At 52.1% G+C, this 24031-nt stretch carries 10 protein-coding genes and 2 pseudogenes; all 12 read left to right on the top strand.

All coding sequences use genetic code 11. The features are described from left to right. Positions 1 to 489 precede the first annotated feature (489 nt). Positions 490 to 933 (top strand): annotated as a pseudogene (locus JAB6_RS10815) (tyrosine-type recombinase/integrase); the annotation flags it as partial. A gap of 56 nt (positions 934 to 989) precedes the next feature. Next, positions 990 to 1266, top strand: a pseudogene (locus JAB6_RS29695) (hypothetical protein). A 4-nt stretch (positions 1267 to 1270) separates the two neighbouring features. Further along, positions 1271 to 1795, top strand: coding sequence for an AlpA family transcriptional regulator (locus JAB6_RS10810; protein WP_070302816.1), 525 nt, complete (start codon positions 1271 to 1273; stop codon positions 1793 to 1795). A gap of 21 nt (positions 1796 to 1816) precedes the next feature. Beyond that, positions 1817 to 8356, top strand: coding sequence for a hypothetical protein (locus JAB6_RS10805; RefSeq protein WP_070302776.1), 6540 nt, complete (start codon positions 1817 to 1819; stop codon positions 8354 to 8356). 49 nt (positions 8357 to 8405) lie between these two features. Next, entirely contained in the window at positions 8406 to 8720 is a 315-nt protein-coding gene (locus JAB6_RS29940; RefSeq protein ID WP_368072921.1) for a GNAT family N-acetyltransferase, read from the top strand. 499 nt (positions 8721 to 9219) lie between these two features. Then, positions 9220 to 10101, top strand: coding sequence for a hypothetical protein (locus JAB6_RS28930; protein WP_139143351.1), 882 nt, complete (start codon positions 9220 to 9222; stop codon positions 10099 to 10101). A 1200-nt stretch (positions 10102 to 11301) separates the two neighbouring features. Beyond that, on the top strand, positions 11302 to 12951 hold the full coding sequence (locus JAB6_RS10795) for a hypothetical protein (protein ID WP_070302774.1): 1650 nt from the start codon (positions 11302 to 11304) through the stop codon (positions 12949 to 12951). Between the two features lie 596 nt (positions 12952 to 13547). Continuing rightward, on the top strand, positions 13548 to 14309 hold the full coding sequence (locus tag JAB6_RS28925) for a hypothetical protein (RefSeq protein WP_139143350.1): 762 nt from the start codon (positions 13548 to 13550) through the stop codon (positions 14307 to 14309). 1458 nt (positions 14310 to 15767) lie between these two features. Further along, on the top strand, positions 15768 to 16463 hold the full coding sequence (locus JAB6_RS28920) for a hypothetical protein (protein WP_139143349.1): 696 nt from the start codon (positions 15768 to 15770) through the stop codon (positions 16461 to 16463). Positions 16464 to 16807: 344 nt separating this feature from the next. Further along, positions 16808 to 18454, top strand: a complete 1647-nt coding sequence (locus JAB6_RS28400; RefSeq protein WP_175444529.1) for an AAA family ATPase — start codon at positions 16808 to 16810, stop codon at positions 18452 to 18454. Beyond that, complete coding sequence (locus tag JAB6_RS10775; protein ID WP_139143348.1) at positions 18438 to 19310, top strand: hypothetical protein; 873 nt, start codon at positions 18438 to 18440, stop codon at positions 19308 to 19310. The genes JAB6_RS28400 and JAB6_RS10775 overlap by 17 nt, the downstream gene beginning before the upstream one ends. Before the next feature lie 408 nt (positions 19311 to 19718). After that, positions 19719 to 23900 (top strand): NACHT domain-containing NTPase, encoded by a 4182-nt coding sequence (locus JAB6_RS10770; protein ID WP_139143347.1) that lies wholly within the window; start codon positions 19719 to 19721, stop codon positions 23898 to 23900. Positions 23901 to 24031 lie beyond the last annotated feature (131 nt).

Raw genomic sequence — 24031 nt, 5'->3', positions numbered from 1 at the left:
AGATTTAATATTAATAGCGGAACAATACCGAGGTGCGAGTGGCTCCGTTGGCGGTCATAAAGGCTTTTGATTTGATCATGGATTATGGCTCGTGCATCGGCTCGGAAGGTGGAGAGTTGATGGTGCACTAGCCTGGGTATTAGTATTTTTTAGAAAGTGCGACACATTGAGTCTCATCAAATAAAAGGCTTGCAATTAATGATGTTTTGATATAGATACCATATATTAAGTGCACTTGAGGACCCCATTTGTCCATAGCGTTGATATGCACTTGGATTAAACATCAAAGGTTCGTACGCAGGGTTTGCTATCGTCCATCGTTGCTCGCATGATCCTCCTTGGCTCGCTTCTGCCAAACAGGCCACTATCATTGCGATTACTGTTTGCATCCTTGAATGGGCACAGCAGCCGTAGCTAAGACCGCGGCTGCCACGGCAGCTTGGGCAGCACCTGCCAATGCAGCCGGCATTGATCCAAGTTGGAGCTGGTTATCTGTCGCGCCATGCGCTCGATAACTTTGTTACGCTGCACGCCTGTGCGGCAGGCTCAAAATTCGTCTTTCCCTCTCGTTACGATGCGGCGCGGTTTATGTCCAATGCGACTTTGAATCGGGTGACGCAACTCGTGGTTGAGGGAGCGCAAGCCAAAGAGTTGTCGCTGCAGCCGTTCACTGTCAACGATTTGCGCCGCACTGGGTCGACGCTGTTGAACGAGATCGGCTTCAACCGGGACTGGGTCGAGAAGTGCCTAGCGCATGAGAGACGTTCCTCGCGGTCGGTCTACAACAAGGCTGAGTATGGCGAGCAGCGGCGCCACATGCCGCAAGAGTGGGCCAACATGATTGATGCCTGGGGCGATGGAAAGGTTTATGTGCCGAAGCTGATGCCTGAGAACGTGGTCGTTCCGGTAATGAGCGCAATAGCCTCAAAATAGCGGAATGGTTGTCTCTTGACAACCATTCCGATCACCCGCCATACTGGAAACCATTGATGGTCCGTCCTTTACATCCGAAGAAAGAGGTCGTGGAAGCTCTGAAGTACGCCGGAGAGTAGGAGTGGCGTATAGAGGTTGGTGGCAACCACGCTTTGGGGGGGCATTTATTGCTCGTACAACGACGAGCAGTGCCGCTGCAGAGAGTTTTGCATCACCTCGATATGGAATACGCCCAAGAACCCCGATAATCACGCTCAAGCCTTGCGGCGCGTGGTGGATAATTGCACCACGCATCGTAAGCAGTATGAGACCGATGACGGAGCAAAGGAGTAGCACGATGGAATACACCTTCACTTTGAAATACCAGCTTGCCGATGATGATCACGGTTCGGATGTGCTGGTCGAACGCTTGGGCGAAGCTGGCTGCGACGATGCTTTGGTAGGCCTCGGGCAACCAGGGCGGTTGGCGCTGGAGTTCACCCGCGAGGCGACGGATGCGGACGAGGCTGTGCGTAGCGCGCTGGCAGATGTGCGCCGTGCCACGCCGTCGGCACGGCTGATCGAAGTGACACCAGATCTGGTAGGGCTGACCGACGTGGCAAACATCGTAGGGGTGTCGCGGCAGAACATGCGCAAGTTGATGTTGGCTCACCCGGGTAGTTTTCCTGCGCCAGTGCATGAAGGGAGTGCGTCGATCTGGCACTTGGCGGACGTGCTGACCTGGTTGCAGGCCAAGGGCAACTATGCATTGGACAAAGACGTTTTTGACGTGGCGCGGGTGGCCTTGCAGGTCAATGTGGCTAAAGAGGGGCGGCGCTTGCCACATTCTGCGTCCAAAGCGCTGGAAGCCTTGGTAGGATGACGCAGGTACGACAAGCCGATCATGAGTGACGACAATACTGGCACAACGCCGATAAAAATCGACAAACTTCGGGCATCAAAGGCAGGCCATGCCTTTCATGAAGCTTGGGCGGCGCGCACCGCCCTTGAACTCCTGCCACCGCTGACCGACCTTACAGCGATTACGCTTGAGGGTTTCGACGAGCAGGACGAGCAGAGTTTGGAAATCGGCGCGGTCGAGATTGCTGATCTTGTTCGGTATTATGGCGCCACGGATGTCGCACGGGCGCATCGAGTCGCGGTTGTCCAGTTCAAGTACTCGATCGCGAGCGCCTCAAAGGCAGTTCGAGCTGCTGACCTGGCTTCAACTCTCTGCAAGTTTGCCGTAACCGATGCTGAGCTGCGGGCGACCCATGGCGATGACCATGTTCTTGCCGTAGTCCGCTATGAATTCGCGACAAACAGACCTATCCACGAGAACTTGGGGAAAGCGATTTCTGCGTTCATCGCAGGCACGCAAGAATCCGGTGATATTGCTAGCCAAACAGGCCAGATCGCAGAAGCCATGAAAGGCTATCCTCATCCATTTGCTGACCTGCTGCGACGACTGGACTTGGTGGGCAGTAAGGGGAGCTTGACAGAGGCTGAGCGTGCAATTTCAACAACTCTTGCCGCATGGAGCGAACCAGGGGACCCTGATGCGGAGAAACGCCTGCTAAAGTTGCGGAACCTTATCAGGATCAAGGCCGGTCCCGGTAGCGAGACGGACAAACGAGTTGATCGGGTAGCGGTCCTGGCTGAGTTGGAAGTGGAGCACGAAGATCGGCTGTATCCCACGCCTGACGCGTTTCCCGAAGTTGAAATCGTCATTCAGCGCGAAGTCTTTGACGACATTGCAATTCTCGCCCGTGAAACGGGCCTTCCTCTCGTGGTCCATGCTGCGGGCGGGATGGGAAAGACGGTTTTGATGCAAGGCCTCGCCGACCGATTCCAAGCCGATGGTCCCGTGGTGCTCTTCGATGGTTTCGGCGCTGGTCGCTGGCGGGATCCTGCCGACGGCCGACATCTCCCGGAAAGAACGCTTGTCCACCTTGCCAACCTTATGGCCGGGCAAGGCCTGTGCGACATTCTATTGCCGGTAGTTGATGTGACGAGCTTGCTGAGAGCGTTCCGCAGACGGCTCGCCCAGTCGGTGGAGACAGCTAGGCAAACTCGCAGCGATGCATGTGTTTCGCTGGTACTCGACGCGATCGACCACGCTGGGCTTGCCGCGCGGGATACCGCGACATCATCGTTCGCACACCTTCTCATGCGTAGCATCAGCGTAGATCCGATCGATGGCGTACGCATCGTCGCATCGTGCCGAACCGAACGACTTGCGCTGGCAACCGGTGGTGCTTCGCACCGTCCTTACACCATCCCACTATTCACTAACTCCGAAGTACGCTCCCTTGTTGAGCGGCGCGTGCCGAATGTGTCGGCTCACGAGATCGCCGCTTTGCAGACTCGGTCAGGCCTTAACCCACGCTGTCTGGACAACCTGATTACCACTGGGCGACCGTTTGATCCCGTGTCTTTCCCAGACACACCAGCAGAGCCGCAAGATTTGCTAAACGTGCTGATTCGCAAGCGCCTTACCGAAGCGCGCGAAACTGCACGCGCTCGCGGCGCAAGCGATGCAGACATTGATCTCTTGCTCACAGGCATTGCCTTGCTGGCGCCCCCGGTCCCTATTGCAGAGCTGGCTGCCGCACACGGCTTGATCGCGGAGCAGGTTGAAAGTTTCGCTGCCGACCTCGCCCCTTTGCTTGAGCGAACGCCCCACGGTCTGATGTTTCGAGATGAACCGACCGAGACCCTGATCCGATCGAGCTATGGCGCGAGCCAAGTTGACCGAGACCGCGTAATCGCCACACTCCAAGAACGCCAACTCACTTCAAACTATGCAGCTCGGGCACTGCCTGCGTTGCTCACCTCCCTGTGCGATGTCGATCAGCTCATTCAACTGGCCTATGATCTGCGTGTGCCACGAGGCGCTTCACAGGTAAGCGCACGCGATATCCGTCTATCGCGGATCACCGCCGCGATAGCTTTGGCGGGAGAGCTGAGCCGGCGCGACGACCTTCTGCGCCTGCTGTTGGAAGCGTCACTCGTTGCCGCGGGACATGAGCGATCTGACCGCTTCCTTTACGAACACCCTGACCTCACCGCAATAGCGGGTGACCCCGAAGCCTTGCGGCGGCTTTCCGCGACCAATGCTGGCTGGCCTGGGGGGAAACACGCCGCGCTTGCACTCGCGAACGCCTTCGCAGGCGACCGAGACGAGGCCCGCCGCCACGCACGGCGATCAATCGATTGGCACAATTGGGCCGCGTATAGTAAACGCAGAGAGCGTTTTAGCGGATCGAGTGCATCAAGGCAGTGGGACGATATTGGCTTCGCCTATGTCGAGATGTTGGCGGGTAATGACGTGCGCGTTGCAGAGTTTTTCGCTCGTCAAGACGACGGTGTGGCTTTCGCCAAGTTTATGGATTTGTTCGATCTTCTGGATCGACACCAGCGTTCGGCGCATCCGCCCAAAACCCGCATCGGAATGCGGTTGTTGCGTTGCCGTCTGCCATCTCGCGCGCTCTACGCTGCCGCGTTTTCATTCGTTGGTCGTGACCCAACCTACGCCAGAGGACTTGTCGCGGCACTTGCTGCAGCACCTTCTGCGAATGGCAAAAGCGAAGGCTTGGCGATGGCTAGTGTGCTGGCATCGGCACTGGCCATAGAGCTCGGCATGGAGAAAGAGGCAGTAAGCATCCTCGCTGGAACTGCACTTACACCGCCAAGCGTTTATGACTATTCCAGTCACTATCCGAGCGACCGCGCGATCCATGTGACCGTACTGGCTGCCGGTGTTCGAGCCGCTTTGAGCCGGAAGCGCGCCGCCCTAATTGACATAGCACCAGCGGAATTAATCGAGTTGGTGCCTGCAAGTGCTCGATCGCGGGGCGCTGCGACCTTCAGTCGGGTGCTTAACCAGAAGCTAGTGGCTCCGAAATTCGATGGAACTCGGCACCGACGGAAGCGGCGGTGTGGTCTCGACGAGGAAAAACGCTCAGACTACTCGCGTGCGCTGGGCGGCCGGATTCTTCCGATGCTGAACTATGCTCAGGATGTCGCCGACATCATTCGTCCGCCGATTGGAACGACACGAGATGAGATGGTTGTTGCAGCGTTCGAACGACTTATCTGTGATGTCGAGCAATCGTCCAACTATCCGTATCGTGATGGGATGGCGTATCTCGCACGGAACGGTTTTCGAGTGATTTTTGATCTTGCCGATGCGTTAGGTGCGTTCAATGCCTCGCTTGCGAAACGCATGGTCGACTGGATCGCGAGTGCGCCAGGCCTATTCACCCCGGAGCTGACCAATTCGGTTGCTCGACTATCGCGCATCTCCCCGTGCCATGATGCTGCGCTCCTTCTTGCCGGTCATGTCGAGCGTAAGATCCAGCTCGATACCGATGTCGGATCTAGAATTTCATCCTACGGTGATCTCGCTCGCGCAGTCTGGCGAGTAAGCACTGAAGAGGCTGCGGCCTATTTTCGTCGTGCGCTTGATCTTGCCGAGGCAATTGGATCGGATGATTTTGATCGTACCAACCACTTGTTGGAGCTGACCGGCCGCTATTCGGGTCCTGAACTGCAGCCGGCGTCGGCGCACACCATGGCGCGTATCCTTGAGCTGAATCAGAACGAGGATGGCAAATTCCCTTGGACTGAATACGCGAAAACGATGGTACCGACTGCTGGTCGAGCGACGTTGGCTACGCTGGCACGACTGGACGATCGTGACGCGGCTCGGCTCGGACTGTCACTCGGTCCGGCGTTAACTATCCTCGTTCGTGATTCGAAGCTTTCGGTGGAAGCTGCCGTCGCGCTATTCGGCTTGGCTGCTCCAGTCGAAACGTGGACGTGGCACATATCAGACTTCGCGTCAGAAGTCATTCGCCGTCTACCTCAAAAGCGATGGGAATGGTTCTTCGATCTCCTTCTGACCGAGATCGATCGTGAGGATCAACTGTCTCCCGCACGAGAGACCATCCAGCGGCTACATGACCTATGTGAGCAGGGTCTTCCTGCCGCTTCTCATGCGCTATTACGAATCGAGGGCCTGCTTGCGCGCCTCGGCCCCCAATCAGAATCGCGAACAGTCATGCCTCCGTCAGCTGCGGCGGAGCCGCCGCCCGTCTTTCCAGTGGACCTCACGGACGCTGATGACATTGATCGTCAGATCCTTAATGAAGAAATTGACCAGTCAGGGCGGCGTTGGCCAGTTCGAACACTAATCGATTTGGCTAAGCAAGCGAACTCTCCCACCGAGCGCCTTGGGTTCGTCCGCGCAGTCGTTGAAACAACGGCCGCCACGCTTGTTGACAAAATCCACGCATTGGACGGCTACCTAGAGGAGTGGGGGAGGTCGTCAGCGGCTATGCGTGATGCTTTGCCTGACTTGGGGCTGCGCCTGGCCACCAAGCATGCCTCCGAACTTGCCAGTTCAAGCAACGACGCGTGGGGCGGCTGGCGGGGGCTGGAGCTGAGTTTTCATGCCAAACGGGCCCCCCTTGTCGAGCATGTAGTTGCAGCGCTTCGGAGTACCGCAGACAGTCTTGGTGGTAATGCTTGGCTCGCGCTCGCCGCAAGACTGGCACCTGACGTCAGTGCCAGTGCTATCGCGGAAGGCCTCGAACGGTTTCTGGCGAACACAGATGAAAAGCTGCCGTCTGAAGTTGGTGACGGACCGTGGAACGTGCGTTTTAAAGTGCCGCCCGATGAGGCAACATTTGTAGCGGGATTAGTGTGGGCGAGGCTGGGCCACCCCGTCGCAGCAATGCGGTGGCGTGCCGCCCATGCTGTTCGGCGCTTGATGACGGCTGGACGATCGGATGTGATTGATAGGCTGATTGACCGCTTTGGGGCAGCTTCGAATTTGCCTTTCGGCGATGCGAAGCTGCCTTTCTACGTAATGCATGCGCAGCTCTGGTTGTTGATGGCGCTCGCCCGCGTAGCGAAAGACGCCGCTACCGTATTTATCCCCCATCGCGCATTTTTTGAACGGATCGTCTGTTCTACTGAGTTCCCGCACGTTGTCATGCGTGCGTTCGCGATAGACATACTTCGCGTGCTTGCGCCTGCACTCAGACCCGAAGAGCGCGAAGCTATGCTTGCTAAGCTTGACTCCGCAAACCAGTCGCCCTTCCCATCGGTGCCTGGAACCGACTATCGCGAGTTCCGGTACGCAGCCAGGCCAGACTCCTTGCCGCGAGCAGAAGATGGCTTTCGCCTCGACTACGACTTCAACAAATATCAGGTCGAGCGTTTGTGCCACGTCTTCGCTTGCCCAGGCTGGGAGGTGGAAGACCGCATCAATGCGTGGGTGCGGCGTTGGGACGCAACCGTGCGAGGAATGCACGATTGCCCGCGTAGCAGAAGCAATGACGAATCCTGGTCTTCGGGGTATGTTCCAGACCGAGATCGGTATGGAGGATATCTCGGATGGCATGCACTTATGCTTGTTGCCGGCGAGTTGCTGGCAACACAGGCAATTGTCGGTGAGGACTGGAACGGCGATGCTTGGGCCGCGTTCCTGAGGGAATACACACTATCAAGAAACGATGGCCTCTGGCTTGCCGATCTCACCGATCCGTTTCCGCTCGACCTTACCAAGGAGGTGGACATGCCTATGCCGGAGAGTGGCGAGAGAAGCACCGTCCGCGAGGACAGTAATCTGCTAACACCGTTGCTCGGTTTGCAGGACGGCAAGGTGGTAGCCGACTGGCTTCAGATTGCGGGACGTTGGTCGATCGGGAGAGACACAACTGTCACGCTTCAAAGCGTAGTGGCGAATGCGAGTGATGCGCGAGCGGTGGTCATGACGGTGCTGTCATCTGAAGCATTCTTCAGATGGTTGCCTGACGACGAAGATGAGATTGTCAGTCACTTCGGCGGCGGCCACACGGTTCAGCCATGGGTGGAGACGACGCCGAACACCGAGCACCAACTTGATCGGCATGATCCTTATGGCGCCGCCACGGCACTCGACAGGCCTTTTCCGTCACAGTGGACGAGAGACCTGTTGGGTACAAGTGCGGATGATCAGGTGAGCCGCCGCTGGTCAATTGACGGGAGAACAGCGTATCGTGCCGAAGCCTGGGGCGCCGAGGGTGGACGGGGTGACTATGCTTGGAGCGAGACTGGATACCGCTTGTTCATCAGTCGTGGCGAATTGCTTTCCCTGCTCAAGGTATCCGAGCGTAGCCTTGTCATCGTACTCACGCTCCAAAAATACCATAGAGGTAAGTCGAGCGGGCGTGTTGGAGACACCAGCTGCTTTAGTCATCGTTCGCTGGTGGTCGTCATTGATGAGCGAGGCCAAATTTGGTCGCCGCGAGGACTTTCTCGACAAGCCAAAGAAACTCTTGCAAAGATCGAGGCTGACCGACGGCGCGATTTGTATCCGCGGTTCCGTGCGATCGCCGGCCTGCCTGATGAAAGGCTATCTCGGCGCACCGATCCACCGTTTAGCGAGGACTAGTATCGATTAGTCATCGAACGTCTATGGCCCGGATTTTCCTGATCCCTACCTGGGTTACCTACAACGCGGGAGCATTTTCATTCTCCGACGGGAGGAAGGATTCGCTATGGTTCGAGATGGATCGGAATACCCTTTCAACTGCGGTGCAGACCTGATGTTTATATACATACTTCCGGAATTTCAGGGGGGCGGCATTGGTCAAAAGCTCGTGGAGCAAGTAAAGAAACACTTCAATTTTCGGGTACCGATTGAACTTACCTGCGAAACCTCGCGTCGACGAGAATTCTTTGAACGCTCCGATTTTATCGTCGCGAAATATCATCAGGACTATGATATGTATCATATGAAGTGGATTCCTGAGTAGCACCGATATTCAAGAATTTGACGTCCCTTGATGCCACCGTACTGGCAGGTATTTGAACAATACACGGGATGCTCATAGTCCAGTTTATCAAAGTAGCGGACGCGGAAAATTTTGTAATTTCATCAGCTATGATGAAGAAACCAAGATTGCATATGCGATGAATGGTATTTCATTCCGTGGCAGTTTTAGCAGAAGAGTGTCGGAGATTCGATGTTGTAGAGGACTTCGCAACTTGGTAGAGTTAAAAAAAATTCACCAGATACACTTTGAGGAATACAGCGGAGCAATGGCCTGGACCATAGTTCGCCTTAGCATGGATGTGCCATTGGATCAAGTTTAGTGGGACAAAATAATGGTGCTTTACTATCAATCCTTACAAGTATATCTGGACGTTAGGTAAGAAGAATAGACGAGGAAAAAGAATGTACGATGTAGTTGGATATCGTATCCTGTAGGTCTCTGATAGGCTATTGTTATGAAAAATTTTTAAGAAAAATATATGGATTTTATTGATAGTTTAACTGAGTTTAAGTTCATGTCCTCATTTTATTTGACCAGAGTGCTCATACTTGATGGGAATAAATCGGCCGAAAAGCAGACAGGTTTGGTTATTTACAATCGTCTTCGAGATGAATGCGCATACGGCAGCTTCAAAAAAGTAGAACTTAAACACGAATTTGTTGAAAGCCGCGAAAAACTACTTCAGCAATTGAAAATGTTAAAAAATGAAGTGGTTCCAAATATGGGTTTTATTCTTCATTTGGAATTTCATGGCGACAAAAATGGTCTTGAAGTTGGAAATGATTCTGAACGTGTCGAATGGTGTGAGTTGCAGTCGTTACTTGCCGAAATAAATTTGAAAACTCGGTGTAATCTGGGACTTGTCTTTGCAGGATGTAACGGTTTTGGTTCATTTAAAGTAGCTGATATCGCGGAGCCAGTTGCTTTTTATTTCCAATTGGCACATGCGGGCGTAATTAGTGCTGGCTTATTAGAAAATAGCTTAATAAAGTTTTATAATGCCATCATTTCGGATAGAAATTTACAATCTGCATCGGAAGCCGCTAAGCCATTTCAGATGAAATATGCTGAATCGATTTTTGTCAATTTGCAAGATTTAGTTTGTCGTAGTGCATCTCCTGCGGCTATAAAGAAAGACTACGTTGAAACTACGTTGAGTAAGCTGCTCGAGATTGAGAACATTCGTGATGCCATCTCCGTGGCAGAAGCCAGGAATATTATTAAAAAAAATTACGTGTCATATGAAAACTGGATTAGCAATAATATAAAAATGAATTTAAATTTCTTCTGCGGACGAGCACCTGCCTATACAGTAGGTCAATTGACTAAATGGATCTCGGATAGGGCAAAATCTGCGTGATTTTTTGCTTCGGCAAACATCTTTCTCCACAGACATATCTATGGTGTATTTTCCATTTTCACCAGTTGCGTACGTGCACTTCTGAGGGTAACGAGATATATAGTGTTGATGCTAGTGTTGATGCTTAGTGTCGCGATAATAACTATTCAATCAGTCGATCACGGATCGGTTAAGCAATACCCATGCATGGGCGATGGAGAACCAGATTGACATATATTGTCGTGAAGCCTAACATTAGAACATGATGATCTTTTCGGATCACCAAGTGCAAGTTGCTCCGCTTCCTTGCACGTGCCCAGCGCACGGGAATTTCCCTCGATGTCAAGAGCACTCCGCTCTTAGCCTTCCATTCTCGTTTGCACATTGCTGCCCATCTTGGCGGATGAGTGGTTGCGTGCTTCCATTGTTCAATCTGGCCACTTCTTGTAGCTATTTTTTTTAGGAGTTCAACATGAAAAAAGGATCCAACTATTGCGACAATGTCGCTAAAAAATTGATTACCCTCCTTGAACGGGGCACTGCTCCATGGTAAAAGCCTTGGATTCCATCTTCACTTAGCACAGCACCGTATAACATTGCTTCTGGGCGAAGGTAGCTGTAGCGACCTGCATTTGAAACGGGCCGTGCCAGCATTTCAGCCGATTCTCGGCCAGGAATAACTTGTAGTAAACGCGACCGGATCTGACCGTTACCTTTGCGGTCGGGCGAGTAGGCGAACCCCACGGCTGGCGGCGTGGTGTCGCTGGCAGGTCGATCATCGCGCACATAGGTCCATATTCATAGCGGCAATATCAACGATTGATCAACAGAGTTCAAAACGCGCCACTCGTCGAACCGCCGACTTGGCGGCTTGGTATCTGAATCTGTAGTGGGTGTTGAATGCTGTGGTTAGTGCCTGGTTGACTTTTTGATACTGCCTTTGCTCCTGCCAGCCTCTAGCGAAACGGCATCGTTCGTAATTTTTGTGTCCTTCGGGACAGGAATAAGGCGGTTGCTCTTAATTCTAGCCAGTGTCCGCGTTCACGGTGGGTACAACAATAATTACCAGCACGAGAGCCAAAGCCCCCTCATTGGCGAAGTAATTATTTAAAATTTCTTATTGACAATTTTACGTTATAATCAAAATTAGATATTTTATTGTCGAGTATTATGTGTTGCCGTGTTTTCAATACTTCCGAATCGCTATAAATCACACCTTGAATGAATCACGACCTTGGTAGCATCGAATCCTTAATCGATACTCATTTCGATCAAAACCTGCTGCTTAGACTTCCGTTTGGCGTCCTGTTCAATTTCATATCCGAGCTGGCGACGATCCAATTTATAGAAAACGGTCACCTCGACATCAGTTTCTTGAATCCTCTAACGTTCGTGTTCGAGCGCAATCTGGATTTGACCCCGTTGAGTCCGAAGGACTGCCGACAGCGCTTCGGCGAGGTCGAGGCACTCCATCCGGCTTTGTTAGATTTGATGATGTGCGCTAATCTAAACATTGTTTTTCCTTTCATACACAACGGGATCTATACTTGCCAGCGGTTCGATGCGTACACTTGGTTGGTCGATTATGCTTCAGACAGGGCGCGCCGCGTCGAGTTGGTCGATTCGGTTCTTTCGAACCTGAGCACGCCTATCATTCCGCGATTTACAGTACCTGGCACGCGCGAGCATTTGGTTGCCGTAATACGGCGCCTAGATCGTCGTGATGTACAGAATGTCATTAAGGGTGCACAGTATATTCAGCGAATATACGAGACGATGCATCATAACTATCGCGAAGCGGACCTGGTTCCGGACGCTGCCTTCATCGAATTAGGATTTTCGAGTGCCGCTGCGTTTCGGCAGATCAGACAAGCGTTCGGCGCGATTTGTTACGCGTATATGCAGACAGCGATGGCGGTAAATGATTACTGCGAACAACACAAGCTCAGCTATGAGATCAAATATGGGCTTGCCGAGGGGCTCAGCATGGCTGTGGTCGCAAAACAAACTATCAAAGAGACCGTGTCGTGCCTAACAGGCGCTAGCGATTCCGATTTCGACAAGTTTGGCGAGTTCTTTTTCGAAAGCGGGGAGAAACGATCGACTATCAGCAAGCGCTCCTTGCCGCCATTCTGGTCGCTGGGCGACGATTTGTATTTTTGTCCCTGCATGGCTTTCATGAGCATGTCAGTTCGAAACCTTTTGATGACGGTCCAGAATCATCCTCCGTTTGCAGAAAAATACAAATTTCACGGACCGATTTCGGACCTGTTCGAGCCGACGCTTTTGCGACGCGCAAAGCATCACTTCGAAGCGAACGGCTATGAAGTGGTACTCGAAAAGAAGATTCCCGGAACCGAAATTGACATGCTCGTGTATTGCGCGAAGTCCAACACGTTACTGACGATACAGGCTAAAGCGACACTGTATCCGGAAGGTGCAAGAATGGTCAGAAATCTGGACCGACGGATCGGCGAAGGCATACAACAACTTCGAAAATTTGACCGATTGGATCAGTCGGTCAAAGTTCGAATTATTAACGAGTGTTTCCCTGGAGTGGGTGATAGGCAGCCTCGGCAGATCAACGGTATCCTCACTAACGCGGGTTTCGGATCGTGTAAATCTTGGGATGCCATGGAACTGGAACAAATCATTGCGATTAATTGTAATATCTTACGCCACGTACTCCCGCTGTGCGCTGATCTGACGGAGTTGGTTGAGCAAACTGAAAAATACATCGAGAGATGCCTGGCGCTGGTGGACCACGAAGTTAAAGACAAGCGCTTTGAGATCGGTGATCAGACCATTTTGCAAAAAAACCTCGATTTCGACATTAAGCAGCTTTACCTTCAAAATCTCATGGGCGAATAATTCCGTTGCACATCGGGGCTAAAGATCGCGCCACGCTGGCCAGGGAACTTTCGGGGAGCTCACTGTTTTCGCATGTAGTAGAAGAGGTCTGGTTACTGTCGGCCGCGTCTGTCGGGCCTGAAGTCAAAGACGTACTGAAGTCCGCAGCCAACCATGGAATGAATCGTTGTGACTAAACGACAAGAAAATCGCGCTCTATAGGTACCCGTACTGGCCGGCGGCCAGCAAAATGAAATGGAGCATAGGATGAATCAAGCACCTTGTTTTGGACAGAGCGCAACAAGCGTGAAAGAGTGGCTGAAGGAGCATGTTCAAGTTGGAGCGAAAGTAGTCGTTCGTCATACTCAAGGCAGTCGCCTCCAGTATGTGTGTGCGACGGTCGTTCGTTTGGGGAAAGGTCGGTTTGAAGTTGATTCAATCGGTGAGAGAAGTTTAAGCCCCGCTGGTACCAGCTTCTACTATTCAGGAAAAAATTGCTGGCATCCCAAAGGGCAAACAAGGCTGATAGCTAGCACACAGCCCGTTCTTGACGCTACTCAGGGAGCCGGACTCTACGAATGTCCGTATGCGACCACAACCGTGTAGGAAACCGCAAGATGATGTCAACGACTAAACCGGAATCCCATTTGTTGAGCATCGTGGAGGTATCGCACGCTAATAGAATAAGGTGCCAGGCAGACGGATGCGGTCATTTAGTATTCAAACGTATACACGTCGTCCTTGATAATGGCAAATTCCATGTCTTGGGATCACGATGTTTTGCAAAGCTATATTGTGGGCTGGGTACAGCGGTACCGCCTTATTATGGTGGTGGCGATGCAAGACCACTTACAGACGACGAACGAGCCCTGTTGGTAGAAAACACCGCTCTATTCATTGAACAGCTTGAACGCGAACGTATCGAGAACGAACGTGCTGCGGCGGTTCTTGAAGCGGAACGACAGCAGAATGAGCGTATTGCTGCGGCTCTTGAAGCGGAACGACAGCAGAATGAGCGTATTGCTGCGGCTCTTGAAGCAGAACAAGAGCAGACTGAGCGCGAAATGATTGCTTCTCTACAAAAAGATACAACGCGGATCTATGATGTTGATCCCGCTTTCACGTCAAGTAAGTATCGGTATATTTGGAGTTCCAGTTGGTGGAAGTCTAGTGGTGCGCTTTTGGAAAATGTAAGAGCAGTTCTGCGTCGGTCAATGCATGTTGATGTAATTTATAGGGCCATCGTAGAAGCAGTTCGACAGCCGACGATCACACCAATCGAATTTGCATTTCGTCTTAAAGCTGCTGGGGTTCCTAGTGATGTGACATTGCAGTGTTTGTACGATCTAAAGTTGGTTGTGCGTGGAAAAACGGTATAAACCGTTTTAATTGATTGATCCTAATAGGGGCGGAAGCCATGTATTTGCATTCCGAAGACCCAAAACCTAAAGCGGTGTTCATTTGGGCAATGCCAGGCACGATTGAAACCGATGCAGAGTTTTTTGCTCGGTTAGAGAGTTTAGGCGAAGCGGCGGTTTGAGCAGAAGTCAAGAACAGTGCATCTGCTTACCGTCGCAGCGATAAGTGGCGTTGGTTGCACGAAAAAGAGCTTGCTCGGAAAGTCTCAACTGTTGAGTCAGTAAGGGACTCAGCTGAGGCCGCATAGAGCTTCGCACCATGGGCGATATGGTCCGTAGTGATCGCGATTGTGGCCCTAATTGTGGCCGTGTAAAAATAGGGAAAACGCCCAGCAGCATCCGAGCGTACTGCTGCCATTGAAAAAGCCTTGTCAGCAATTGCCTTGGCAAGAGGTAGGAGGCTTGACGAAAGACTACCACCAGCTTTTGAAGGTGAACACATCGGTTTTCAAACATATGAGCATGAGAGGGAAAAAGGCTCGCTCCTGCTTTCAGAGTCTAAGTTCAGGGATTTTTTCCTTAAGAGCGCCATGCGATTGAAACATGTGAAAAATTAACCTAACTTAACCTCGCCGCCTGGCTACGTGTTGTGATGCAACCAGCAATGTTTTGACCATTTGGTGCTGCGCGAATAACCATAAACAAATAACACATGAGCTATAATTAGCAATTGCTCGAATTCAACGTTCTAGCTTATTGAGCTGACTTTGTAGTCTTGAGGAAAACTCGCTAAGCTGATTCACCACTCTTCCAAAAAGGGAGTACCTACCTTTGGGCCGCCTATTTGCTGTGTTCAACGTCATTGCTGGTGGCGCCTCAATCATCGGCTTATATTTAACCGCGTTTACCGACTATAACTCATGGATTCTTGCAGTGCTCTTTGTAGCCACTGCGGTCTTTGTAGGCTATGTCCTGTTTGTCCCAGGTAATCGCATTGAGGAAAATGTGTCCGCGAAGCTTCAGAAATACCAATCGTCTGATGGAATTGGGACCGTAACAATGCTCCGCGATGAGTTTGTCGTCGCTGGCTACTCGTGGAAAGAAATTCCATTCCCTCATCCGTTCAAGGAGCCCCCCCAAGTGGAGCTCGTAAAGCTGTCCGGGTCTATTTATACTGCCCACTTGGTGGGAGAGGTTACGGTACACAAATTTGTAGTCATTTCGCATCCCAAGACGAGCTCCACATACGACGCACGGTACCGATGGATTGCCACGGGAACGCTGCTTTCAAGGGTCGAAGACAAAAAGGCGGCCTAATCTACCATTGAGCGACAGTACTGCGGCCTTCGGCCACTTTCAACCGGTCGCATGCGTTTGCCATCGGCTTTCTCTGCGTTTAAGCACCGTGCGCAGCGGCGAGTGGGCTGATTGCGAACGCGCCAAAGCGCCAATTATTAATTACGTCAGGCAGAGAAAACTTTGACTTTTCTTATCGACCAGCATACACAGACTCAAATTGCAGCGCTCATCGACCGAGCTGTGGAGCAGGTTCTTGGTGAAATTGCGAGCCACGGAAACGAAGAGGCCTTGACGTCCGCATTAGGACACGCGTTGATGCAACAGCGAATCCATGGGGCCAATCTGCGTGTGGACTTCAAGTACCGACAGCATAACAAGCACACAGAGGAAAGTCATTCCGGCGCAGACGGTGGCTTTCTTGTTCGAATTAAAACTCCGATTGGCACTGTGGAAAAAGCGTCTCTGTTCCAGGCTAAGTTGCTTGGAGGGGGCCAGGATGTACGTTCGCTCGCTATGTCCAAGAAGGACGCAATACGCTTGCAGAAGCAGTCGAAAGATATGTTGAGTCACACTGAAGAGGCTGTCGCCGTGTTCTACACACATAAGAACATCTACGTTGTTGACGCTGGAGATTATAGTGGCACTTTACCTTCCAAAACACCACTTTCGCAGGAGCATCGCTTAATTACGCTTGGTACGTATTTAGGACGATGGATGCCACGATGTACGAAGGGCGACATTGACCCAAACTTTGTGAAGCGAGCAAGGCATGTAGACGGTTTCAGGAACGGACTATCTTTGGATATCGTTTCGCAACGCCCATCTGTGCCTTGGGAACATGACCAAGCGGAACATGCGTGGCGGAATAAACGTTAGTCGGCTATGCGTCGATTTCGACCAATACTGACGAAATTTCAGGTCGTACGAGGGTTTGGGCCCCACTTAAATTAGATATTGTTGGGCGATTAGGAAAACGTCCGCTTCTGCAGAAGCGGGCATTCATCGAAACTCATTGTCAGCGGAAGCGTAATGTCGGGCCTTGAAATCTACGACGTAGTCAGAATTATGGAGCTACTCGCGATGTAGCAACGGTTATTGAGGTGAACAGCAATCCCCTTTGGCTATAAGCTTGAGTGAACTGGGACCAACCAACTGACTTTGGGGATTCGCACCTCAAGATGTTGAGCTGGAGGTTGTACGCTGATTTAGGAAGGAACATAATGAAAAAAAATGAAGAAAATAAAAATAAATTCGCGGCCTTCTTCGGATCGGCTGCCAATTTGCATCGCCAGAAACCGCCATATAGTGTCTACATCAGCCCAAGCAACGACACATTTAACGATTTCGGCTACAAACCCAGAGTACGCATTGTGATTGTAGGTAACGATTCCGATCAAATACTAGATTTGGAGGGACGTCTCGGCTTTCTTGACGGTTCGCCAGCCAATCACACGACGCTTGAAGCAATTTTGAATGAATCGAAAGGCCTCGATGTTCCTGCAACGACTGAAAGACATCGATTCTTCACGATCCTTCCGGACATGGAGGCCTACCGCCGCGTAGTGGAACGATTCGGTCCGAAGCTTGCTCAGGCAGCGCTTCTGGCCGCCAATGATTTAGTTGCCATGAAGGAATTGCGTCCTTCACTACGGCTGCATTCACATGCCGAGCGTACAGAGGTTTTCAGGCTTTCATTCATGCGTATGTCGGATACATATTTCGCATACCAGCGAGCTGGATCAGTTTTGCGCGGCCTTGTACATGAAGAGATTGGCGGTATTCATGGTGACATGACTATTAGATTTATGTTGGCTGGTCGCTCGAATCATCACGAAATTGCATTCCGCTTTGAACCTGATAGTGTGTTGCCGAAGCGGATTTCGGTGATCATTGGAAAAAATGGTGTTGGGAAAAGTCAGACGCTTGCCAGAGTCGCGCATGCAGCCCTAAAGCGCAGTCCTTCTTTAGTGGGAGCGGATGGCACCCCAATTCTCGTGAGCAGGTTGCTTGCATTTGCACCAACTGCGGACTCGCTTTCCCTCTTCCCGTCGCCTAAAAATGCGAATCATCGCGTCAGCTATTTTCGCCTCACAGTCGGAGCGACCAATAGGGGAAGCGTGGGCATTACGGCTTCTGTAGCCATTAGAGATTTGTTGCGTATGAAGCGCAGGATTAAAGGAGTGACTCGCTGGAAAATATTTCTTGATTCGCTCGATGTGTTCTCGGATGCACGTCGCATCTGCCTTGTTACAAACAGCAGCGATGTGAAGTTCATCAGTCTCGAAGATCTTGAGTATGCTCCTGAGAAACTTCATTTGGAACGTCTGGCTGCAGTTGACTGGAAAAAGGACCCGGTTCGTGTCATCGATGGTCGTGCATATAAATTAAGTACCGGGGAGCTGTCGTTCATCAAGTTTGCCGCTCAGGCCAGCGCATTGGTAGAGAACGGATCATTGCTGCTGTTCGACGAACCTGAAACACATCTGCATCCCAATTTCATCAGTAGATTCATGTCGCTGCTGGACTACCTGCTACAGCAGACCGGGTCAGTTGCTGTAGTTGCCACCCACTCAGTTTACTTTGTCCGGGAGGTATTTCGAGAGCAAGTGACAGTGTTGCGGACAGATGAAACAGGAAGCGTCCTCGCGGAGCGACCTCGAATGCGCACGTTTGGGGGGGATGTTGGAGCAATATCCTTCTTCGTGTTCGGTGAGGACGGTCCCTCAAGCTTTGCGGCACAATTGACTGATCGATTGGTCAAAAGCGGTCAGTCGTGGTCAGACATTGAGCGGCAATATGGTGATGAGTTGTCACCTGAGTTTCTGATGCAGTTGCGTCGTCGAATGGAGCTTGGCAAAAGTGAATAAGCTTCCACTGCCAGTAAATGATGATTTGGCAACTCTCAGCAATGTCGCCCGGCATCGCCAAATGAAAGGATATCCAGCGATCTGGGCAGAACAGTCCACCTTGGTTGCAGCATATTTGCAGTACACAGCCAGTCAGGGCAACCCACACGTCTTAATGCCGGCACCGATCTCCATGACGGTAGGCAATTTAATGCGCGACTACTATAAGTCGTCCAAGGCGGTCGTGTTGGCTTACATTAATCAGATTCGGGATGCTCGGGCCGATAAGGTGTGTGCCATGTGTGGCTCCTTTGGAAGTGAGACACTGGATCACCTACTTCCTCAAGCAAACTACCCCGAGTTTGCAATATTAAGTGCAAATCTTGTTCCAGCATGTCCCTGTAACGTACAAAGAAATAATACGGTTAAGGGAGTATCGCAGAGCCAGAGAGTGCTTCATCCATATTTCGATTCTGTTCTCGGCCAGCGCCTAGTCGCGGCGGACATTGAAGACCCGTTCAGTCAGGCTCCCAAAATGAAACTGAAGATTCTCTTAAATCCGATGGATCCGGATTTTGATGCCGTGCGTTTTCATGTTGATGAGGTGCTCATGAAAACCGCGATCATCGAACATTTCGAAACCGCTTGGGCGAACTTGTGGCGGAGACCATCGTTACTAATTCCCAAGCTACATGGCATCGCAATGATCTCACAACCAAAGCTTGTGTATGCCATCGCGCGAGAGCGCGGGCGGTTGGACCGACGACATCGCAGCCTCAATAACTGGGACTCGGTATTTTTGAGCGGATTGCTCAACGTACCCGCCCTGACCTCGTTGATGCAGCGTATTAACGATGGACCACCTGAGCTCCTGTGACGAATACATATTTTGACTAACTGAGTTATCGACGTTTTTGCCAATTTTTTGACTATGTAAGACATAGACGCAACCGCTAATCGGCTGCGGTGACATATGTCGAATGCGTAACATCTATGTCTGCTTCGGGGCGGACACGGGAGGGCGGTGATTGCCTGCTCTCGCCACAAGCAGATTTTCATTACTGCCACTTTCGCTCTCGCGCTAAATTTGACGAATTGATAAAATGGTACTTTCCTGTATCTATACGAGACTATTGTGGCGTACACCCATTTATCCTCCATACAACGTGCCTTTCGAGAGACCGCCAGGGGGAGTGTGGGGACTGTGGATTCAGCTTGGATGGCAGACCGTACCACCTCAAACAAGAGTCTTGATTGGGACGCCTTGCTGCGTTCGCGCCGAATCTTGCTGATCTCTGAAGCGGGAACAGGGAAAACATTTGAATGCGAGTCGAAGGCAACATCGTTGTTCGCTGCGGGCGAAGCAGCGTTTTTCTTACGCTTGGAAACCGTTGCGTCCGTTGGCGTCACCGGGGCGCTGTTTGGAAGAAATAAGCGCCGCTTCGATACTTGGTATGCTGCGGCATCCGGTATGGGCTACTTTTTTCTGGACTCGGTGGATGAACTGGAATTGGCACATGGGAATTTTAAAGATGCGCTTGAACGCCTTGCGGCCGATCTGGACGGTGCGCTCGGGCGTGCAACAATCGTTGTAACGTCCCGTCCAGTTGCCATTGATCGGGTGGCATTTCGCGAACTGCTTCCCGTTAGCGAAATCATTAGCCAAAAGCTTGATGGCAAGGACCTAGTGCGTTTAGCACTCCACGGACCAGAAAAGAGTGAAGAGCTTCCGGATTTTCGGGAAGTTGAACTGCTTCAGTTTAGCGACGCGCAAATAATGCAGTTCTCGCGAAGCCGTGGTATCGAATCACCTCAAGATCTACTTGCTGCGATCCAGGCAAAACATGCGCACGACTTTGCGCGCCGTCCTCAAGACCTCATTGAGCTTTGCGATGACTGGCGGGATCATCAATCCATCCGTCCGCACTTTGAGCAGGTGAAAACGCACGTTTTGGATCAACTCGCCGCGCGACCGAACAGAAAGGAAAAGGCGGATATTACAGCAGAGAAAGCGCGCACTGGTGCGCAGCGTCTTGCGCTGGCGGCTGTGCTATCGCGGCGGCTCACGATTCGCTATAGCGCCGGTGCAGATCTGCATGACTCGGGGGAGGCACCGATAGACCCGCGTCCTTTTCTGATCGATTGGACCGTCCGGGAAATCTCCGCTTTGCTGGAGCGTCCACTGTTTGCAGCCGCAGGATATGGACGTGTTCGCTTTCGACACCGCTCGGTACTGGAATATCTGGCGGCTTGCGAAGTCCATCAGCTGGTCGAAAGCGGCAAACTTTCACTGAGCGCCGGCTATCGACTACTGTTTGGGCTGACCGATGCAAACGAACGGGTATTGAAACCGTCCATGCGTCCTGTAGCCGGCTGGCTAGCGCTACTTCGCCAAGATGTGTTCGATGAAATTCTCAAGGTCGAGTCCAGCACTTTGTTAATCTACGGCGATCCAGAATCGCTGATGGACCACCAGCGTCAGCGCGCGCTGCTTGGCTTCGTAGCTATGTATGGAAAAGGACGATGGCGCGGTGTTCGCGTGCCCGATATCCAGATAGAACGTCTTGCTCAACCGTCTCTCGCCCAGACAGTGCTCGACGTGTGGCGCGACGGCGTCGAGAACCCGGAAGTTAGAAATCTGCTGATACAACTCGTTTCGGTCGGAAAATTCAGGAAGTGTGCCGACCTCATGGCCAGCCTCGCCTCGACGGTGGACTCCAGTCCGCAAGAACGGTTTGATGCAACTGCAGCCCTAGCCGGATTGGCGGATCCGCGCACACCAACATTGATTGAGGAGGCCCTCGCCGCTGGCCCGAACTGGACCGCCGAGCTAGCGGGATGGATCGCAATCTTACTCTATCCTGAACACGTCACTGACGCTCAGCTGCTGGAGATCGCGGCCCGTCTGCCTTCGCGAACGCCGAGATTGGGTGGGTATGCGGCTCGGATGGCATCGCGCATCGACACGGCGACTTTCAGCAGTACACGTCTCGAGGCACTTCTGTCGGGGCTTTTAGTTCAAGCAGAGAGGACCATCGTGGTAGTGGACGACGAACTCCGTGACAGCGAGACCTCCATGGAACTGTCGCCTCTGCTTGCAGCCGCTAGCATACGTCTGCTGAAGGTCAAAGTCGTCAGTCATGAAGTATTACGCGCGTCTATTATGGTCATTCGCCTTGTCGATGACATAGGGAACAGTTCTTACCGCGACGAATTGTGTCAGCTTCTTAACGAGCTTCCGTACGGTACTCGCCGGGCAATATGTGCAATCGACCTACACTGCTTGGAACGGCTAAAACTGGATGCAGACACAAGTCACTGGCTCGGGAAGTTGCTCTGGCAAGGCCCCATTGCGTATTTGGAAAGTGACCTTCCATGGATTATCGAGGCACTTGGCGATGGACAAACGCCACATGCGCATCGACAGGCGCTACTTGAGCTTGCCGTATTTCTGGCGACACAAGATGGTGAGACGTCAAAAACAGCAGAGATGCGGGCTGCGGTAGCAGAATCATCGTCTCTACTCGCTCAGCTTGTTGAAACGGTCGCATCCAAGAAGCCCAGCAAACAGTTCCTGAAAATGGTGGAGGACGAGCGGAAGAGGAAGGAAACGCAACTAAAGAAATCAGCGGACGAGGCGGCAGCCTGGATGCAATTCTGGTGCGAGCTCGCCAACCAGCCTTCCGTGGCATTGGCCCTGGGGCGTCAGGAAAGCACGATTTGGAATCTCGGCATTCTACTTCGCAAGACGGGCGACACCATGCTTTGGAATCGAGCCTTTCTGGAAAAGCATTTTGGTCGTACCGCGACCAACGCCCTTCGTGTTGCACTGATGTCGTACTGGCGTACCATGGTGCCGTCTGTAGGAAGCGAACGTAAGGCTGACGAAAAAAACACTTATCTCGTGGTCTGGACGCTGGGGTTGTTGGGTATTTATGCAGAGGCTGAGGATCCGGCATGGAGCCAGCATCTGAGCGACCGCGACGCGATCCTCACAGCGCGATATGCACTGATCGAACTGAATGGATTTCCTTCCTGGCTGCGTGATGTCGCAAGCAATTTTCCGTCACAGATTGACACCGTGATTGGCGTTGAGCTCAATGAGGATCTTGATGCGCTGGGTAGCGATGTAGTACCACATAGCAGCTTGCTCCAAGCGCTCCGCTATGGTCCTTCGAACGTTGCGCTATTGCTGCAACCGCGACTGCTCAAATGGCTGAACGGCTCGGCAAAGGTTCTAATGCAGGGACCATACAACGCTTCATCGGAAAATGGGCTTAACCAGGTACTGCAAATCCTTCTGAAGCATGGCGACGCGGTAGCACGGAATAACGTGGAAAGCATCGTCACTCAACAAATTGTCAGTTGTGGAAGTGCATATCTCAGCTTATGGATGCCGATCCTTTGCGCATTAAATCCAAACATTGGTACAACCCATTTATTGCGGCTGTTGAAGGGGCTCCCGGTCGATAAAGAGGGTGAAGCCGTCGAGTTGATCGCCAGTCTTGTCGATTCACGCCGAGCGCATGATCTTAACAACTTCAGTGCGTTGACGGACATCGATAGTCTGATGGAATTGACAGCTGAAGTCTATCGTCATGTCCATCCTGACATAGACGCTGTCCATGTCGGCTCCTACTCACGCGGAAGCCGCGATTACGCCGAGGAGGCGCGGAGGTACATTTTTGAAGCTTTTATGCGGCGATCAGGGCCCGAAGCGCTGCGTGCGAAGCTTGCCTTGGCGGAATTTCCCAGCTTCGACTATCTCCGCGACCGAATTCGTGAGGTCGCCAGAGAAAGACTTGCGGCTGAGGTTGAGCAGGGTGTTTCGGAAGTCCCTGAGATCGCGAGCCTGTTTAACGGAAAAGACCTTCCGCCTAAAACCGGCAGTGCAATGGCGCAAGTGCTCGTTGATCGACTTGATGATTTGCAGGCGCTCATGCTTGCCGATACTAGTCCACGTGCGGCGTGGGCAGCGGTTCAAGATGAAAACACGCTCCGACCCGCGATCGCTCGGGAATTCCTTCACATGGCAAATGGCGCATATACCGTTGATCAAGAAGCGGTAACGGCCGACGGGAAGGAGACGGACATTCGCTTTCGAACGCCTCCGGATTTGCAGGCAACTATCGAGTTGAAAATTGGCGAGAAAGACCGTTCGGCAAAAGAATTGTGCGATACCATCGAAATGCAACTTGTAAAAAAGTATATGGCGCATTCGCAAGCACAGACGGGATGCCTGCTGGTCACCATAGCCGATCCTAAACGGCGTTGGAAACATCCTGACACGGGTCGCTTAATTGATCACGTTCAATTGCAGGAGCTGCTCAACGTGGCCGCTCAGACCGCACAGCAGCGCCTAGGTGGGGCTGCCCGTGTGCTTGCGCGCGTACTTGACCTGACTCCCCGACTTGGTATCGAAGGTGCATTAGCTCGGACGCAGGACGGCAAAGTAAAAAATCGGTGAATCGAGGTCACTTGAGAAAATGCCGACGGATCTTCGTATCTGCTCTCGCGCCTAGATGTTGAGATGTCCGATGCCGGCACCAGTGCCAGCTGCGCCGCGCAAATTCAGTGGACCAGCACTTGGCCATCGGA

The sequence above is a fragment of the Janthinobacterium sp. HH104 genome, assembly GCF_001758715.1.
Classification (GTDB): domain Bacteria; phylum Pseudomonadota; class Gammaproteobacteria; order Burkholderiales; family Burkholderiaceae_D; genus Janthinobacterium; species Janthinobacterium aestuarii.
Note: the sequence above shows the minus strand (reverse complement) of the source record. Positions and strands in the feature narration are given on the sequence as shown.

Bases quoted from the DNA above. Each gene is read 5' to 3' on its own strand.
- JAB6_RS10810 (WP_070302816.1), top strand. From the start codon at position 1,271: ATGGAATACACCTTCACTTTGAAATACCAGCTTGCCGATGATGATCAC.
- JAB6_RS10805 (WP_070302776.1), top strand. From the start codon at position 1,817: ATGAGTGACGACAATACTGGCACAACGCCGATAAAAATCGACAAACTT.
- JAB6_RS28930 (WP_139143351.1), top strand. From the start codon at position 9,220: ATGGATTTTATTGATAGTTTAACTGAGTTTAAGTTCATGTCCTCATTT.
- JAB6_RS10795 (WP_070302774.1), top strand. From the start codon at position 11,302: ATGAATCACGACCTTGGTAGCATCGAATCCTTAATCGATACTCATTTC.
- JAB6_RS28925 (WP_139143350.1), top strand. From the start codon at position 13,548: ATGATGTCAACGACTAAACCGGAATCCCATTTGTTGAGCATCGTGGAG.
- JAB6_RS28400 (WP_175444529.1), top strand. From the start codon at position 16,808: ATGAAAAAAAATGAAGAAAATAAAAATAAATTCGCGGCCTTCTTCGGA.